General features: G+C 44.9%; 16 protein-coding genes. 8 read left to right on the top strand and 8 right to left on the bottom strand.

The window, feature by feature from the left end; genetic code table 11:
• Positions 1-41: 41 nt before the first annotated feature.
• On the bottom strand, positions 42-1,598 hold the full coding sequence (locus PKOR_RS17570; protein ID WP_084694830.1) for an FMN-binding glutamate synthase family protein: 1,557 nt from the start codon (positions 1,596-1,598) through the stop codon (positions 42-44).
• A 955-nt stretch (positions 1,599-2,553) separates the two neighbouring features.
• On the opposite strand from PKOR_RS17570, the gene PKOR_RS17565 reads away from it, so the two are divergent.
• The gene (locus PKOR_RS17565; RefSeq protein WP_046312430.1) at positions 2,554-3,153 is read left to right on the top strand and encodes a BamJ family beta-barrel-assembly machinery protein; all 600 of its coding nucleotides are present in this window, start codon (positions 2,554-2,556) and stop codon (positions 3,151-3,153) included.
• Positions 3,154-3,220: 67 nt separating this feature from the next.
• Here the strand turns inward: PKOR_RS17565 and PKOR_RS17560 are convergent, their stop codons facing one another.
• Positions 3,221-3,712, bottom strand: a complete 492-nt coding sequence (locus PKOR_RS17560; RefSeq protein WP_052738937.1) for a hypothetical protein — start codon at positions 3,710-3,712, stop codon at positions 3,221-3,223.
• Between the two features lie 315 nt (positions 3,713-4,027).
• Here PKOR_RS17560 and PKOR_RS17555 point away from each other — a divergent pair, with 315 nt between their 5' ends.
• Positions 4,028-5,452 (top strand): Glu/Leu/Phe/Val family dehydrogenase, encoded by a 1,425-nt coding sequence (locus PKOR_RS17555; RefSeq protein WP_046312429.1) that lies wholly within the window; start codon positions 4,028-4,030, stop codon positions 5,450-5,452.
• A gap of 15 nt (positions 5,453-5,467) precedes the next feature.
• Here PKOR_RS17555 and PKOR_RS17550 read toward each other — a convergent pair whose 3' ends face one another.
• A complete protein-coding gene (locus tag PKOR_RS17550; RefSeq protein WP_046312428.1) occupies positions 5,468-5,932 on the bottom strand; it encodes a hypothetical protein in 465 nt (154 codons plus the stop codon).
• Positions 5,933-6,093: 161 nt separating this feature from the next.
• Between PKOR_RS17550 and PKOR_RS17545 the strand changes: the two genes are divergently transcribed.
• Entirely contained in the window at positions 6,094-6,822 is a 729-nt protein-coding gene (locus PKOR_RS17545) for an SIMPL domain-containing protein (protein WP_046312427.1), read from the top strand.
• Between the two features lie 66 nt (positions 6,823-6,888).
• Here the strand turns inward: PKOR_RS17545 and PKOR_RS17540 are convergent, their stop codons facing one another.
• Both PKOR_RS17540 and PKOR_RS17535 read right to left on the bottom strand, forming a co-directional pair.
• Positions 6,889-8,697: a M61 family metallopeptidase gene (locus PKOR_RS17540; protein WP_235336704.1), complete on the bottom strand. Its 1,809-nt coding sequence runs from the start codon at positions 8,695-8,697 to the stop codon at positions 6,889-6,891.
• An 84-nt stretch (positions 8,698-8,781) separates the two neighbouring features.
• Positions 8,782-9,204: a hypothetical protein gene (locus PKOR_RS17535; protein ID WP_046314616.1), complete on the bottom strand. Its 423-nt coding sequence runs from the start codon at positions 9,202-9,204 to the stop codon at positions 8,782-8,784.
• A gap of 256 nt (positions 9,205-9,460) precedes the next feature.
• Here PKOR_RS17535 and PKOR_RS17530 point away from each other — a divergent pair, with 256 nt between their 5' ends.
• From PKOR_RS17530 to PKOR_RS17520, 3 genes are all read left to right on the top strand, one after another.
• The gene (locus PKOR_RS17530; protein WP_046312426.1) at positions 9,461-10,015 is read left to right on the top strand and encodes a C40 family peptidase; all 555 of its coding nucleotides are present in this window, start codon (positions 9,461-9,463) and stop codon (positions 10,013-10,015) included.
• 84 nt (positions 10,016-10,099) lie between these two features.
• Complete coding sequence (locus PKOR_RS17525) at positions 10,100-10,474, top strand: hypothetical protein (RefSeq protein WP_046312425.1); 375 nt, start codon at positions 10,100-10,102, stop codon at positions 10,472-10,474.
• Between the two features lie 667 nt (positions 10,475-11,141).
• Positions 11,142-11,573: a DUF2147 domain-containing protein gene (locus PKOR_RS17520; protein WP_046312424.1), complete on the top strand. Its 432-nt coding sequence runs from the start codon at positions 11,142-11,144 to the stop codon at positions 11,571-11,573.
• A 152-nt stretch (positions 11,574-11,725) separates the two neighbouring features.
• Here PKOR_RS17520 and PKOR_RS17515 read toward each other — a convergent pair whose 3' ends face one another.
• Positions 11,726-12,949 carry an IS256 family transposase gene (locus PKOR_RS17515; RefSeq protein ID WP_046312155.1) on the bottom strand — a complete coding sequence of 408 codons (1,224 nt, stop codon included), beginning with the start codon at positions 12,947-12,949 and terminating at the stop codon, positions 11,726-11,728.
• 147 nt (positions 12,950-13,096) lie between these two features.
• Positions 13,097-13,564 (bottom strand): hypothetical protein, encoded by a 468-nt coding sequence (locus PKOR_RS17510; RefSeq protein ID WP_046312423.1) that lies wholly within the window; start codon positions 13,562-13,564, stop codon positions 13,097-13,099.
• 265 nt (positions 13,565-13,829) lie between these two features.
• On the opposite strand from PKOR_RS17510, the gene PKOR_RS17505 reads away from it, so the two are divergent.
• Entirely contained in the window at positions 13,830-14,357 is a 528-nt protein-coding gene (locus tag PKOR_RS17505; protein ID WP_046312422.1) for a hypothetical protein, read from the top strand.
• A 118-nt stretch (positions 14,358-14,475) separates the two neighbouring features.
• Entirely contained in the window at positions 14,476-17,028 is a 2,553-nt protein-coding gene (locus tag PKOR_RS23665; protein ID WP_052738936.1) for a T9SS type B sorting domain-containing protein, read from the top strand.
• A 134-nt stretch (positions 17,029-17,162) separates the two neighbouring features.
• On the opposite strand, the gene PKOR_RS17495 is transcribed toward PKOR_RS23665, so the two are convergent.
• Positions 17,163-17,807 carry a cytochrome c oxidase subunit 3 gene (locus tag PKOR_RS17495; protein WP_235336693.1) on the bottom strand — a complete coding sequence of 215 codons (645 nt, stop codon included), beginning with the start codon at positions 17,805-17,807 and terminating at the stop codon, positions 17,163-17,165.
• Positions 17,808-17,863 lie beyond the last annotated feature (56 nt).

Raw genomic sequence — 17,863 nt, 5'->3', positions numbered from 1 at the left:
GCTGCTCTTAAGTCATATCCAAACTGAGGTTACTGAACCCCTTAGTTCAGAACATAGTTTCTGCTAACATCAGCAGCTGTTGTCCTTTTAGGAAAGTACAGCTCTTTAAAGCTCATGTTTCTTCCCTGCTCTACCCTCCTGAAAATCTTATCTGGCGTAATGCCTTCTAGGCTTTCAAACCCACATGCCTCCATTACTTCTACAGTAGACTTAATGGTGTTGCCATGGAAATTTGCAACACGCACACGCTTATCAGCTACATCAAGCCCCTGGTACAGGTTCTTATCTTGAGTGGCAATTCCTACAGGGCAACGTCCTGAGTCACACTGTAGCGCCTGAATACAACCTAAGGCGAACATCATTCCTCGGGCACTGTAGCAGATATCAGCACCTAAAGACACCGCTTTAATGATATCGACTCCCGTGATAATCTTACCTGCCGCAATCAGCTTTATTTCATCACGCAAACCATACTTGCGCAACGTAGACTGAGCATACGCCAAGGCATCGTATAGTGGCATTCCAAGGCTGTCGGTAAATTCTAGTGGTGCCGCACCAGTACCTCCTTCTGCACCGTCAATAGTGATAAAGTCTGGAAGTATTCTGTTATGCATCATCTCCTGGCAAAGGCGCTCAAACTCCTGCTTATTGCCAATACAAAGTTTTATGCCAATAGGCTTACCGTCTGAGAGTACACGCAGTTTCTCTATAAAAAGCAGCATGGTGAACTGATCTTTGAATGCTGAATGCGCCGGAGGCGAAGCAACGGTTGTATGAGGCTCCACCTTACGGATGGCAGCAATCTCAGGCGTGTTTTTAGCTGCCGGAAGTATACCACCGTGACCAGGTTTGGCTCCTTGAGACAGCTTTATCTCTACCATCTTAATCTGCGGGTGTGCTACCTGCTCTCTAAACAAATCCTCTGAGAAGTTGCCTTTCTTGTCACGGCAGCCAAAGTAACCAGTACCAATCTGCCAGATTAGGTCACCCCCGCCCTCGATATGGAACGGGCTTACACCACCCTCACCTGTGTTATGAGCAAAGCCTCCCAATTTGGCACCTGCACTAAGAGCTCTAACAGCAGTCTTGCTCAGCGAGCCATAGCTCATAGCAGAGATGTTATAAATACTGGCACTGTAAGGGTGCTTACAGCGGCTGCTTCCTACCAGCACACGAAGATTCTCCTCTTTTACATGCACTGGAAACATGGTATGCGCTATCCACTCATAGCCTACTTCCAAGCTATTACTGTGCATGCCGAAAGGCACAGTCTGACGCACATTTTTTGCACGCTGATACACGATAGAGCGCTGACGGCGGCTAAAAGGTTTGCCATCTGTGTCAGACTCGAAGAAGTATTGGCGAAACTCAGGTCGGATACTCTCAAAAAAGTACCGCAGGTAACCAATTAACGGGTAATTGCGCAGCAAAGTGTGCTTCGCCTGGCGCAAGTTATACTGGAAGACCAGGTGCAAAGGCACTATTGCTAGCAGGAGCCACAGCATCTGCCTGTCGAAGATAGAAAGGAAAAGCGCCACAAGGTAAGCACCTGCAAAGGCGTACGAAAACGTGCGCCTAACGCTAATATTTGTTGCCATAAATAAAAATGGATGTAAAACTGACTTTGTATTTATAATCTCTTATCAGATGCCTTACCCAGAGTAGCGTATGCAACATACGGCTGTACGGAACCCTGGAAATATCAGCTAAAGTCTTTTGGGGTAGTGTAGAAGTGTAGGCAATAACCATTCAGCTTATCACAAAGCGACACATGGTGAGAGGTAGACACCATACCTGTAGCACTTGCGGGGCAAGTACTAATATTATCAATATTTAGTCGCTGCGGATGCATAGCTGATTTAGGCTGCAAAGGTATGATAAACTTTCTGAGATAAACCAGTTAATGCTGCACAAAATATTTTAAAAACCAGCTTTTATGCATGTTTTAGGAATATTAGACCATGCCTGACGCACTAAACTTATAATTGTTGCTTTCTACTTTTCAGTACCAGGTAACACTGGTTCAACACCCTAAACAAAAGCTTAATTGTATGGTAACACCTAGGTTATATGGTTTAGCAACCTTCGCACCTGTTAAGCGTTCTAAATGCAAGTTCAACACTTATACTCCTACAATTATGAGACAGTTCGCATCCATCTCCTCTCTGCTCTTACTAAGCACATCGGTTGCGCTTGTAGTAAGAAACTGGCTAGCGCCTTCTAATATATCCATTGACTTATCAGACGAAGATTATCACCTGTATTTGTAAGCAACAGCAAAGCAGAAATGCTAAGAGCCGCGACTGCTTGTTGCGGCTCTTTTTATTTGTAACCCTCTAAACAACATAGCAGATTCGACCTCTGCATACTTACTTGTATATCACTCCCGTACATTTCTTCGTAGAAACTCTAGTGTAGCAACGCTAGCCAACAGCCGCCACTACTTTGGTTCTGGCTTGGGGTTCGGCCTCAAAAATGGTAGCTTTGCATATACTGCGTACTTCATTTGAACTTTCAAACTAAACCGCACCAAATGGTGCACAATCACATATTATGGATTTAAAAGAAAAGATCAGCTACATCATTGGCCGCGACATGGCTACCAACCTGAAGAAACAAGGCATTGAAGTGGAAGCCGAGTCTTTCATGAAAGGCCTGAAAGATATACAGGCTGGTAATGCTTCTGCCCTGTCTCAGCAAGAGGTTCAGGAGGCGATGATGGCGCTGCAACAGGAAATGGCACAAAAGCAAAGTGCTGCTGGCTCCGCAAATAAAGAAGCCGGTGAGCAGTTCTTGGCTGACAACAAAGGCAAAGAAGGGGTACAAACCCTGCCTAGCGGACTGCAGTACATGGTATTGAAAGAAGGTACGGGTAAATCTCCATCAGCTAGCGATACTGTAACAACACACTACCACGGTACTTTGATTGATGGCACCACCTTTGACTCTTCTTATGAGCGTGGCCAGCCAGCTACTTTCCCGGTAAATGGTGTCATAGCAGGTTGGACTGAGGCTCTTCAGAAGATGAAAGAAGGTGCTAAGTGGAGACTTTTCGTTCCGGCAGAACTGGCTTATGGTGCACAAGGTGCTGGCGATGTGATCGGGCCACACTCTACTTTGATATTTGATGTAGAGCTACTTCAGGTTAAGTAAGCCACACAAACTTTATATAATAGCCCGGACCAAGTTAAATGGTCCGGGCTTCTTTATTTATATCTTTTTAGGAGACTTTGTTAGCCCCCAGCTTAATCATTTCCATTTCATTCAGCCAGCGCTGTCCTTCCTCCCGATACATAAAGTTCTGCATAATCAGGAAGTTACCCTTATGCATTAACTCATCACCACTCAACTCACTGACAAGTTCATTCAACATAATAACAGGGACTATCACAGCCATGAAGACATCATCATTTACAGCACGAAGTACCTTAGGCAGGAAGTTTTCAAAAATCCAGCGCTGATCCTTTTTCTTTAACTTATCGCGTTTGGTTAAGTCGAGTTGCCACTTTCGTGGTCTTAGCCTATGCACAAGTTCCAGCAGCTCATCATACCCATTCCTCAGTTCTTCTGACTTAACTTTGCCTTTCCAGCCCACAATAAGTGTCTTTTCCTCTGCAACGTATTCCACTACCAGCTTTTCAGACTTAAATAGTTTAAGAGTCTCACCTAGTGGCCCAACTCCTGAAAAACAATATGGATGTACACTTTTCATAGTTAACTACTTTGATACATTAACGTCAGGAATTTTGTGAAAGCTTTGTACAACATCCGCTACTTAAAAAGTAACCACGGGGATGATATTATATAATGAAAGTACGGTAAAATTGAGGAATACAAATGTATAAAACAAGCTTTTTGTATTTATTAGCTAAATATTATAATATAAGCATTTTAAAGTATAGACTTAACTTATTCATACACAGAAGATCTATAGGTTCTTTCGTGACAAGAAAAGAAGGGAATAGAACAAATAAAGTACACAACCGTTCATAAACCCATTAATCTATCATCCTTAAAAAACACTTGTATGGCAAATACAGCTAACGAAGGCAAAAAATTCTTAGACAGTGTCCATCAGTATTTCGACCACGCTGCCAGTTACTCTAAACTTAGCCCAGGCATTCTGGCTCAGATAAAGGCAACAAACAGTGTATACAAAGTTTCATTTCCTGTAGAGATAGAAGGAAGAATTGAGGTGTTTGAGGGAATACGGGTGCAGCATAGTCACCACAAATTGCCCTCAAAGGGTGGTATTCGATTTAGCATGCAGGTAGATGAGGACGAGGTGAAAGCCCTTGCTGCTCTTATGACATTTAAATGTGCTGTAGTGGATGTTCCTTTTGGAGGCGCTAAAGGAGGCGTAAAAATCAATCCTCGCACCAGCTCTGTAAAGACACTGGAGAAAGTAACGCGTCGCTATGCAGCAGAGCTTATTAAAAAGAACCTAATCGGACCTGGTATGGATGTACCAGCTCCTGACTATGGTACAGGCAGCCGGGAAATGGCTTGGATAGCGGATACCTACCAGGCGCTTAAGTATGGTGAGACCAACGCTTTAGGCTGTGTAACGGGTAAGCCAGTGGGGCAAGGAGGTATAAGAGGTAGAGCCGAAGCAACTGGCTTGGGTATATACTTTGGCTTGCGTGAGCTATTGGCCGACTCTGACATACTGAAAGGAAGAGGCTTAAGCGGCAACACTATGGAAGGCAAGCGCATTATTGTGCAGGGCTTGGGAAATGTGGGCTATCATGCTGCGTATTTCTGCCAGCAGGATGGTGCGATTATAACAGGTATCGCCGAACGCGAAGGTGGTATCTATAACGACAACGGCATTGATGTAAAGGAGGCATTTAAGCACCGTAGTGAGAATGGTTCTATACTTAATTTCAAGGACTGCAAGAACTACGAAAACTCAGAGGAAATGCTGGAGCTTGAATGTGATATACTGCTACCTGCTGCGTTGGAAAACGTCATTCATATTGGCAACGCAGGAAACATAAAAGCCAAAATTGTAGCAGAGGGTGCAAACGGGCCTGTAACACGTGAGGCGGAGGATGTTCTACTGCAAAATAACATTCTAATACTGCCCGATCTGTACTTAAATGCCGGTGGTGTAACCGTATCATACTTTGAGTGGCTAAAGAACCTGTCTAATGTACGCTTTGGCCGTATGGGCAAACGTGCAGAAGAAGCAAGCTACCGCCGCTTGGTAAATGCCATTGAAACAAGCTCCGGAAAAAGTATGACGGCTAATGAAAGAGCCTTCCTAACGCAGGGAGCGGACGAAATTAGCCTAGTACGATCTGGTTTAGAAGACACGATGATCAACGCCTATCATGAGATACGGGATGTGATGATACAGAAGAACACTCCAGGCTTACGTACGGCAGCATTTCTAGCAGCAATAGAGAAAATTGGGGTGAGCTATGAGGCGCTCGGTATTTTCCCTTGATACTGTATAGGTAGATTAGTATGAAGTTCTAAAAAGGTCAGCAGATGGCGCACGTGCAGCTATCTCCTGGCCTTTTTTTACGTCTGATAACCACTGAAGAGCTTCCTGCAGGCAAGCAAAGTAGTTGAAATGAATGAAGTGTTGTGGAAGTGGTGTCGTAGCTTGATAATGCGTTACAATGGCTTTGAAATGTGCATCTGAAAAGACAACCGCAGCATATATTTCCCTTTCGAGGCATCGGTATACACTGGGGTAAAAGTCGTGAAGTAGCCAGTTTTCCAACTCCCGGTCTAACGGCCCAATCACAGATTGATCGGTGCAGAAGTATAAAGTATTTGGGTGTTTGCATACAAATTGCAACCCATTAAGATATGCATCAGCCATCATAACCATATCTGGCTGATGAAGCCACCGAATCAGGATAAGGCTATCCTGTTCTTGAAAAGTAATATTGACGCTAGCTGTATCGTATATTACCATGATAGCTAATTTATAGCTTGATAACGTCTAAATTTACATACCTATAAATTAATAAACAAATACTTACAGTGCAGCAAATTGTTAGCTTTGCGATGAAGCACCTATAAATACAGAGGTATACCTGCTTATTTGTATTATACTATTCACTATCCTTAAAAACTATGAACAAAAACAACCTCTTGCTGCCATCGCTTGTGCTAGGCATTAGTTTTATTGTCTGTGCACTCCTGCTAACACTTTTCCTTAAATCCCGCGACCAGGCCAACCAAACCATCAATGTAACAGGCTCTGCTAAGCGGGAGATCACTTCCGATTTGGGCATACTTCGCAGCAGTATCCAGGCTTCAGCCCCTACTGCCGATGCTGCATACCAGCGCCTTTTAGAGCAACGGCCTGCTGTTTTAAGCTACCTAAAGGAAAAGGGGTTTCCTGATACCGCTATCAACCTAAATACAATCAACCTGAACCCTGTTTATGAGATAACAAGCCAAGGCTATAGCACCAGCCACATTATACAGTATAATGCTAATCAGATGGTAGAAGTTACCTCTGCAGATGTTCAGAAAATCAAAGAAGTATCCCTGGATATGACTTCTCTTGTAAACAAGGGTATAGATATCAATGTAATGCCACCGGAATACTACTTCACCAAATTAGCAGATTTGAAAATCGAGATACAGGCTGATGCTGCAAAAGACGCTTTGCATCGTGCCCAGAAAATAGCTGAGGCAACAGGCAGTGATTTAGGAGCCATAACCAATGCCCGAATGGGAGTGATACAAATTACTCCAGCAAACTCAAACATGATCTCTGATTATGGCATCAACGATGCTACCTCGATTGATAAAGAGATTACAGCTGTCGTAAGCGCTTCTTTTCGATTGGAGTAAGAAAACCGCCTTAAAACAAAAAGGCTGAAGTAGATACTTCAGCCTTTTTGTTTTGCTCAACCTTATTTAGCTGTTACTTAAGTTCAGCCAGGTAGTAAAAATTTTTTTCTGAAGAGGTGTAGGATTGTCAACAGGTACAAAATGATAGCGCACACTGTTATCCTGCAGCATCTTAGCATTTAGTGTAATCAGCTTTCCATCGCGAGCTACAACAACCTCGGCAGTATCGCCCACATTCATTGATGCAATTTGTCGCTCCAGGTCATCTCCTGCTCTGTAACCATTAACAGCAACTATCTCATCATTTACGTTGAGGCCGGCCTCCCAGGCGCTGCTGCCACGGCTTACACCACGAACAAGTAATTTTCCTCCAGACATAGAGGTAGAAGCTCCCCAGTTGATAGCTGTACTGCCCTCATTTGAGTTTACCAACTGCAGACCGGCAGCATCAAAATACTTGTTATAATCAGGAGTCTCTGTGCCATTTATATAACTGCGGAAGAACTCGTCCATGTTACGGCCGGAGATTTTCTCAACTGCCTCTTTAAACTCTGCTTCAGTAAACCCACGATTTAGCTTTTTGTAGTAACGCTGGTACATAAAGCGCATCACGTCATCAAGGCTCTTCTCCCCTTTGGTCGCTTCCATTACCTCCATGTTCAGCAAGTGCCCTAGCACTCCACCTTTAGTGTAGTAAGATACCTCAGCGTTATTAGAATTTTCGTTGCGGCGGTAATACTTAATCCAGGCATCAAAGCTAGATTCTGCCACTGTCTGTACTTTGTTACCAGGGGTATTTTCCACAGAGTTGATGCTACCGGCCACTATACCTAAATAACGATCAGGAGAATAAAAACCTGCACGGCGAACTATCAGGTCATCGTAGTAACTAGTTATACCTTCAGAAACCCACAGCAAGCGTGTGTAGTTTTCCTTATTATAGTCAAATGGCCCAAGTGGCTCAGGGCGAAGGCGTTTTACGTTCCAGAGGTGGAAATACTCGTGTGCCACTAATGCCAGAAACCCATGGTAGCTACTCTCGTTCCCATAATTCCAGCGGGAGGTCTGCAGGGTGGTTGAGTTCAGGTGCTCAAGGCCACCGCCACCGCGCTCCAGGTTATGCACTATAAACACGTAATGGTCTACAGGTAGCTCTCCCATTACCTTTACAGCCTCCTCAATCACTTTGGTCATGTCGGCCATCAGTTTTTTAGGCTCATAGTTGCCGCCACCATACATGGCTATTTCATGAGGTACTCCGGCAGCAGTAAATTCATACACCTCGTGGGTGCCGATTTCTAGCGGTGAGTCTGCCAGTATATCGTAGTTAGGGAACGTGTAAGTAAATTTGCCAGTGCTCTTCAAGCCGGTAGATACTTTGTCCCAGCCATTATATGGCTTTACTACAAGCGTACCGTGCTGATTTTGGAACCCTTCGGGGTACATAAAGATGCTCGTGCCGTTGACATAGCCATGAGATGCATCTAAAAAGCTGGTGCGTACGCTCATTTCGTAGGCGTAAACATCATAAGAGGCACGTACTACGTTAGCTTTATTGCTATAAACGCGCCAGGTGTTCTTATCTATCTTCTCGCTTCTAAGCGCCTTTCCAGAGCCATCTGTTGCCTTAAAGTCTTCCACGTTTTTGGCAAACTCGCGCACCAGGTAAGAGCCTGGCGCCCAAACAGGCATAGTAAAGTCGATATATTTTTTACGGGTACCACTTAGCTCAGCCTCCACTTCAAAGTAATGAGTGTGTGGCTCAGGCATAGATAAGGTATAGCGCAACTCTGCAGCAATAGCAGAGGCAGCGTTGCCGAGACAGATAAATAGGATTATTAAAAGCGGGAGTTTAAATCGGTTGTGTTTGAGCATGTTTAAGTTAAGGATGATTGGTTATAGCCTGGCATTTTACAACAATTACGGTGCTTTTCAAAATGCTATAACTGCTCCCCTGCCCTAAGAAGCCTGCGATGCTTCCTTACCATCCAACCAGCTTTCTGCATCAACCAGATGACAGAAAACCTTGATAATGACCATTTCATTATAGCTTTCTAACCCAAAACTACCTGATTGTTCTTCCATGTTTCTGTAGCATCTGTTAGAAAGCACCATAGCCACGTAATTACCCGTGCCTAACTTACTCATCAAACAGGGAAACAGGTAGCGCTGAAGCCACTCCTCTTCCTCCTCGTCCAACTCTCCTATCTCGCGTAGGTCCAGAAGCCATTGTTTTATCTGGTGTGCCTCTGCATGCTGCAGCGCTTCTACCACTCCCTCTCTAAACTCAATAGAATTCAGCTTGGCCCTACAGCGCAGGAGCAGTCGCCTGTGGCTTTCGCCGGTGCTTACCTCAAGAGAGACAGATTTGTAGACGTTCATGACTAAGGCTGGAAAGAAACATATACTCTCTATTTTAAACGTCATATTATATAGTAGTATACTCTCTTTATTTGCTATTGATAGCGCTACTTTGTGAACGTTAAACTTTTAACTATCAATGCCGGAAACCTGTAGGTAGAACTTTATACTTTCTGAAATCTGTTATGATGGAAGTGAAACAGGAAGTATGAACTTTTGCTCTTCATAAATCTGATTGGCATGAAGTTTTCTTACTTCTTCCTAAAAACCTACTGCTATGAAAAAGAACGTGCTGATCATACTCTCACCTATAGTCCTGCTGGCGTTGCTTGTACTATTCAGGCCAAGCCATTTTACTTCCGCAACTTCTTCTGATACCCTGACTACCCCATACACACCCAGCAATGAAGTAGCAATTGCTGATATAACGGCAGAACCAGATCAGCCTGAGCAATTAGAGCTTGTTGAGTATGCCATGAGGCTAGTGGGATCTCCGTACGTTTGGGCAGGGGAAACTCCTGAGGGATTTGACTGCTCAGGGTTTATTACCCACGTATATGACAAGTATAATATAGATTTACCACATTCTTCTGGTCTACAGGCTGAAGAAGGAAACTACCTGCCAAGGGAGGAGGCACGCGCCGGGGACCTGGTTATCTTTACAGGCACTAACCCAGAAGTGCGTGAACCGGGGCATGTTGGTATAGTGATCTCAGGGCCAAGTGACACGATTGAGTTTGTGCATTCGTCTTCTAATGGTGGTGTAAAAGTAAGCCAGGTAGAGGGCAGCCGTTATGATCTGCGTTTCTTACAAGTACGCCGCATATTGTAGTCTGTAAAACTCTTCTTTATTTTCTCGTACAAACAATCATAGCTTGCAGAGGCAGAGAGGCCTGGCAGTAAAATATTATTGGCTATGGTACATCCTTACGTAATTAATACTTTCAACGCACTGGTGCTGGTAGTGGCTGGTCTCATTCTATATTTCGGAGATCCTGCCCGATCACCAACATATTTAACTGCTCCTTTTATAGGACTCTTACTGTTGGCTTGTACGCATCACCTGCGAAAGCACAATCGCTTTGTGTTCAACACGGTTACGGCCTTAACCCTTCTTGTAGGTCTGCTGGTGGTGTGGCAAATAGAGCCAGAAAATTTTGAGTGGAATCGACAGAGTATCCTGCTGCTACTGATGGGGTTCAGCAGCTTTATTGCTGTAGCCTTTTATGTGGGTACCTTTGTGCAAGAGCGGCGCATGCGCAATAACAGCATTTACAAGGATGATTTGTAGTCGTAGTTCTCTTTAAATGGCGCTCTTTAACTCCTAAGTTGGACAGAAAAAAAGAAACACCTGGTGTAGCCCGTCAAAGTACACCAGGTGTTTCAGGAATCCTTCAATTTCTCAGCAAGCGGCGCCCTGTTTTTCAGTTTACCATCTTCTTAAGAAGACCAAAGGTAAATCGCTATCTGCGTAAGCAGTAGCCAGTACTGCTTACTAAGCCAGCTCACCTTTTACGTGAACATTATTACCTTGGCTTACTAAGACGACCGATGGATTAGACATAGCACCTCCTTTCTCTTTAGTCCGACATAAACCTCACAACCTGCCACTGTATCTGTTGACCAGTTTAAGGTATGAAGGCCGTGGCACTCGCCACTTACTTTTGTATAAAGTTAAAAAAACGGTTAAAAGTTCACAAAGTTGGGCTTTGTTTTTACCCTTTCGCAAGACCTTCTCCTGTACATCATGGACATATGATTATATGGGTTATCGAACGCAACCTCAACCTACTGATTAGCAGAAGCCTATAAATAAGTGCAAATTCAAATCGATCTGAGATGGTCTTTGAAAGCCCTGGAAAATAAATGAAAATTTTGTTTACCCAGGACCTTAAGGCAAAAAACATCTCGTTATTTTTCCTATATTTCGTTGCAGACAAACATCAAAACTATTTCCCATGAAAAAGCACCTATTACTTCTGGTAATGCTCATGTTGTTTTCTTCAGGCGCATGGGCTCAGCAACTTTCACCTGTTGGAACCTGGACAAATGAGGAAGGTAAAGCGCGTTTCGAAATCTTTAAATGCGGTGACAAACTATGTGGCAAGATTGTAACGTTAAAAGAGCCGCTCCGCAACGGAAAGCCAAAGCTTGACGAGAACAACCCTGATAAAAAGTTACGCAACAGACCACTGGTTGGCTTACGGTTTATGCAGGGTTTTGAGTATGAAGGTGACAACAAATGGGATGATGGTACTATTTATGACCCGGAGAGTGGCAAAACTTACTCCTGCTACATGAAAATGACAGGAAAAGATAAGATGGAGGTAAAAGGATATATTGGCATTTCCCTTATTGGCCGCACTCAAAACTGGACAAGAGTAGAATAGCCTCCCATACAAAAAATGAAAAGGGTTAACCGAACAGCTAACCCGGGAGTGTAATCTAAACTGTGTCATTTCCTTATCATATCGTTTACTGGCCCTGTTGGTGTACTGGTGTGAATCCTTACAGCAACAGGGCCAAACTTTTGAAGTGCGTCTCACTTCAAGTCCAGCTGCATCCTGTCCCCAAACCAGATTGACAACTGCTGGGCTGTCTGGCTCCAGTTGGCAAGGGGCATGACCCACTTTCGGCTGATGTTCTGGTGCGAGAGGTAAATCAGCTTCAACAGGGCCATGTCGGAGGGGAAAGCTCCCTTCGTTTTGGTCACCTTGCGCACCTGGCGGTGAAAGCCCTCGATGGTGTTGGTGGTGTAGATCAGGTGGCGAATCGGCTCGGTGTACTTAAAGTACGTGGAGAGCTTGTCCCAGTTCCGCTGCCAGCTCTCGAGCACCTTGGGGTATTTCTTGCCCCACTTCTCCTCCAGCTCCAGCAGCCGCAGCTCGGCCAGTTCCTTTGACTCTGCCCGGTAGACGGGCTTGAGGTCCCGCATGAACTCCTTCTGGTCCTTGGAGGCCACATACTTGAGGCTGTTTCTGATCTGATGCACGATGCAGCTCTGCACTTCAGTTTTTGGAAAGACACTGGTAATGGCCTCGGCAAAGCCCTTGAGATTATCAATGCAGGCGATGAGCATATCGGCGACGCCCCGCTGCTGCAGGTCCGTAAGCACACTGAGCCAGAAGGTAGCCCCCTCGCTTTCCGAGACGTACACGCCCAGCAGCTCCTTGTGGCCGTGGCGGTCAATGCCTAAAATATTGTAGACGGCCTTGGAGACGGTCCGCCCTTCCTGCCGCACCTTATAGTGCATGGCGTCCAGCCAGACGATGCAGTAGAGCCTGTCCAGCGGCCTTGCCTGCCACTCCTTGACCTGGGGCACGATCTTCTCGGTGAGGGCGGCCAGGGTGTCGTGGGAGATGTCCATGTCGTACATCTCCTTGAGATGAGCAGAGATGTCCCGCAAGCTCATCCCCAGACCGTACATGCTCAGGATGCGGGGCTCGAGGTTCTCGGCCAGCACCGTTTCCCGTTTCTTGATGATCTGCGGCTCGAAGCTTGCCGAGCGGTCGCGGGATGATTCCACCTCGATCACGCCGTCTGAGGTGCGGACCTGCTTGCTCACCTTTCCGTTGCGGCGGTTGCCTTGCTGGCGCTGCTCAGCATTCAGGTGCAGGTCCATCTCCGCATCCAGGGCGGCCTCTAAGAAGTGTTTCAGCAGAGGGCCCAGGGCGCCGTCTTTGCCGAAGGTGGGTTTGCCGCTCCGGAACTCCTCCAGGAACTGGCGCTTGATCCTCTCCAGATCCAGCTCGTTTTTCTCTTCCATGTTGACTGTGTTAAAGGTAATACTGCTAATCCTTTGACACAGTTTATTTTACAGCCTCGCTAACCCTTTTTTTATTAACCCTTTACCTTCCTTTAAACTCCAAATCGAGGTTTTGGGTTGTGCATTAAATAAGATTAGAATAATTTTCTAGAAAACCTGCAATACCTTATAGCTTTTGTCTCTGAAAGTGAAGGTTTCACCTGCAGTTTTGCCAACCATTGCTTTAAATAATGGAGACATGCCAGAGATAGCATAATAAGACTCTCCATCGAGTTTTATCTCACCCAAACTCACGCCGATAAAATAATTCTGCAACTCAGTATGCACTACTGCCCCAGGCGACACATCTGTATTTATCTTTGTAGCATTGATTCGGCGTAGTATGCTCTGTGTAGTCATCAGTTCATCAAGCTGCCTTGCGTACAAGTCGCGCTGTATCTGACAATTCTCCCGGAATGACTCAAATTTGTCTTCCATCGCCCCTTGGTGGTCATTCGCGCTCTCTTGGGCCTCATTCATCGCATCTTTTGCCGCCTTTATTTGCGCACTAAGCAGCTTGGTACACTCCTGTAACAGGCGCTTCTTTGTCTCGAGTTCTTGTGTCAGTATTTCCATTTCTTTTCAGCGTTTGCAGCAGCGTTAGCCACGGCCGCAGGTAATTGTCCGGCAATTAAGCACGCAGCTGGCATTAATATATAGATTTTAAGCTGTTATTAACTAAGATTCTTACAGGTAATACCGCCCGAACAAGCAATGGTATCAATACAGCAGTAAACTATTTTGGGCGACATGTGTTTAACAGGTAAATTATCAGATGCCATTTAACGATTTTTTCAAGCGATTGTTGGGCTTAAAAAGGAATAAACTCACGTGTAGCCCCGTGAAGCGTTCAGCTAAATATGTAGCCACCTACCACAAGTGGGTAGAAGCACAAACGTATTTAAACTGGACTGCTCCGTTTTACACGGCTTACCACTATAAAAAAGCTGGCTTACCCTGTAAACTGAGAGTTCAACTGATTGAGGTAGAAAGCCTGAGGGGGGCCGTTTTTTTTTATGATCCTTCCATAGGAGCGCATAACTTCGGCTTCTTCTTCGAACTTCTGAGCGACCGTGTAAAACAGCACGGATACACCTTGCATAGCGAGAATGAACTGCAGGTGCGCCACGAAAGGTACACTGAACAAGTAAAAAAGCTTTTGTTTACTCCTCCGGCTTCAGATGTACCTGGCTCCAGCTTATGCAACCAGCTTTATGGCAATGTTCTGCTCGATTATGTACAGGTGAATAACTATCCTGGCTATATCCGTTTTGCTACCAACAGCTACCAGGATACCTTTTTCTCCAAGCCACTCCCATTCGAGGAGTTGTTGGAAAAAATCTTACGGCCACAAGAGAAAAAGAAGTAGCTCACCTTCTGCAACAGGAGCAACCGCAGTCAAGTATAATCTTTTGGTTATTAGTGTTATAAATTCCCGAATAAGGTTATATTTAACACTGAATTATACTTAATGCTTGGTTAAGCCTATGCAGCACCGTATACTACTCCTGTTCTTCTTGTTTGTTTGCACCTCCCTTACAGCAAGTGCCACGCATATTGTGGGCGGAGAATTTGAGATGCAACACGTGAGTGGCTATAACTACAAGCTCAACCTTAATCTCTATTTCGATGTAGTGAATGGTAGTCCGGGAGCCCGCGATAACTACGTTTCAGTAAACATCTTCAGCAAAGCTAACAATAGATATATATCCCGGCAAAACCTGCCTCTTACCAGCTCTAATAGGGTACCTTACACCAACATAGATTGTACCGTTGGTCAACTGGTTACAGATAAGTTAATTTATAGTTCAAATATATACTTAGACCCGAGCATTTATAATGATCCTGCCGGATATTATGTAACTTGGGAAAGATGTTGCCGCAATAGTACCATCAACAATATTATTCGCCCACAGGACGCTGCACAGGTGTTCTATATGGAGTTTCCGCCTGTAATCAAAACTGGTCAGTTCTTTCAGAACTCCTCTCCTATTCTTTTTCCTCCTTTAAGTGATTATGCCTGCGTAGGTGAGCTGTTTTACTTTGAGTTTAACGGTACAGACCCAGATGGTGACTCTCTGGTCTATGACATGGTTACGCCATTGAATGGATATACTACTCCAGCCATGCCAGCCTATTATTATACCTTGGCGTTTCCACCAGCTTATAGTACACCTCCAATGCCAGCTCCGTATGCCACCATACGCTGGTTAACCGGTTACAACACCGAGAACCAAATACAAGGCAGCCCGGCTATCGACATTGACAAGCAATCTGGGTTGCTAACTATGCGGCCATCGCAGAAAGGATTGTTCGTGTTTGGTATTAGGGTTCAGGAGTACCGGAATGGGGTAAAACTGGGCGAAGTGCGTCGAGATTTCCAGGTACTGGTGCTTGACTGCCCTAAAAACCAAACACCTGTTGTCGTGGCTCAGGAGCAAGGTAAAAAGAACCTCTACCAAGAAGGACAGGTAATACGCATCAACTCTTCGGACACAAACCGCTGCCTTAACGTCTTATTCACTGACCCAGACAGAGGGGAATACGTGGAGCTACGTGCAAGGCCGGTAAATTTCTCTTCTAACCAATACTCCTTTTCAGGTGCCACAAGAGGCACAATAAATCAGGCTTCTAGTCAGGATACATTAAGTGCCACAGTATGCTTTAACGAGTGCTTTAACACCGAGGGGAAAGTATACATGATCGACTTTATAGTGAAAGATGATGGCTGTAGTCTCCCGCGCCAAGATACTGTTAGGGTAAGCTTCGTGATCGAGCCAGCACCCGATGCACCTCCTTCCATTTCACTTTCAACGAACAGGCGTGTTTTCGAGGTGCAGGAAGGGGACCGTATTAGCTTTGATGTCCTAGGTCTAGACCCGGATGAAGATATTGTTTCGCTGACTGCACAAGGAAGAGACTTTGATGTAGCGTCTGAACAAATCAACTTCGAGAATACAAGTGCACCTGGTGAGGTTAGCTCTCCTTTTAGCTGGGATATAGGCTGTGAAACCTTGAAGAAGGAAAACTATACTTTAGACTTTGTCGTCAAGAGTATGGTTTGTGATAAAGAGATAACCAGAACCGAAACTATAGAGGTTAGGACCAGGTCGGACAACAATGAACCTACCATAGGTTCTGATCAAGCCGTAACTACCATCGAACTTGTGGTTGGCCAGCCTTTTACGGCGAATGTATTCGGCCGTGATATAGACCTGGACATGCTTACTCTTTCTGCAGCAGGCGAAGGTTATACTTTGGAGCAATACGGAATGGTCTTTAACAGCTCAACCGGAGCTGGAGAAGCAGATGGCATTTTCACCTGGACGCCGACCTGTGAAGCATTTCAGAACAACAACCTGCGGGTAAAGTTTACGCTGGCAGAAGATGCCTGCGACTCCTCACCTGACAAGGAGCTGACACTGGAATTTGTAGTGAAGACGCAAAACAGTGCACCAACACTTACCTCTGATCAGTCTCTTAATGCCTTTACACTTCAGTTGAACGAAGCCTTCGAGGCTAACTTTGATGGCTTAGACATTGACTTGAATAACCTGATCATAACTGCGGAAGGTGACGGGTTCAACTTAGCTGATTATGGAATGCAGTTTACCGGCACAAATGGAGCTGGGCAGGCGAAAGGCCTTTTTACCTGGACAGCTATTTGCCCTGCTTCTGAGGATGAGGTGCTACGCGTAAACTTCTTACTCCAGGAGGATGCATGTGATCCTAGACCGCAACGTATCACGATGGAGTTTAAAGTGGAAACACCTAAGGTGGCAGACTACATACCACCCAATATTTTTACCCCAAATGGAGATGGCAAAAACGACTTCTTTGAGATTCCTGGTCTGCCTCCAGAGTTCTGCTCTGCCACTTTTACCAGCATTAGTATCTTTAACCGCTGGGGCCGCGAAGTATACAGGAGTACAAACAGTAACTTTAAATGGGATGGAAGCGCTGTAAATGACGGTGTTTACTTCTACGTCATCGACTATGGCACTACATCCTATAAAGGAAGTGTAACGTTACTACGCTAGTTGGAAATGATACATAGATGGATGGCAGTAAAGCTTTACATGTGATAGCACATAAGATTATAAATTAGCTAACTACCTCATGCACCAACCTAAAACTTTATAGGGAACAAGGCAGTGGCCTCTGAGCTCAAGAGTTAAGCAACAAAAAGGAGAACAAGGTAAAGGCCGAGCCAGAGGAAATCCATAAAATGCCAGTAGCTGTTCAGCATAGAGAGTTGAAGGCGCCTGTAGGGGTCGCGGATAAAAATGAGGCTACGCACTCCATCGCTGTTTACGTATATGGTCTTAAATACCATGAAAGACAGGAAGATGATGCCTCCTAACAGGTGGAGAATGTGCAAAGCAGATATCAAATAAAGATAGGTACCTGAGGACTTACCAGTAAAGTATACCCCCGAACTCGACATCTCATTCCAGCCTATTAGTTGCGCTCCAATAAACAGTACACCTAAGCCCAAGGTAATACTAAGATAACGGGCCATTTTTTTAAGCTTTTCCTTCTTGTAAAATCTGGGAACTTTAGAGATAGTATAGCTGCTAAATAAGAGAATGACAGTGCTGATGCTAAAAAACTTTGGCAGTTCAAACTGCCCTTCGGGGAAACCTCCTGTGCGGGCAAAGGCAACTACCAAAATGAAAAATAGTACACCAATGCCAACCATACTTAGGTACAGCAGCATCCGGATAGGATGCATTTTCTCAATCCTCTTAAAGGCTGATCGCTGCTTATGGTTTACTTGATTCTTTTTATCCTGGTTCATCCTCTGCTCCGTTATCATGCGCTACTACAGCTACTTTAGCCAAAACACATGCTGTACCCTGTTTAAGTGTAGTA

Source organism: Pontibacter korlensis, assembly GCF_000973725.1.
GTDB lineage: Bacteria > Bacteroidota > Bacteroidia > Cytophagales > Hymenobacteraceae > Pontibacter > Pontibacter korlensis.
Note: the sequence above shows the minus strand (reverse complement) of the source record. Positions and strands in the feature narration are given on the sequence as shown.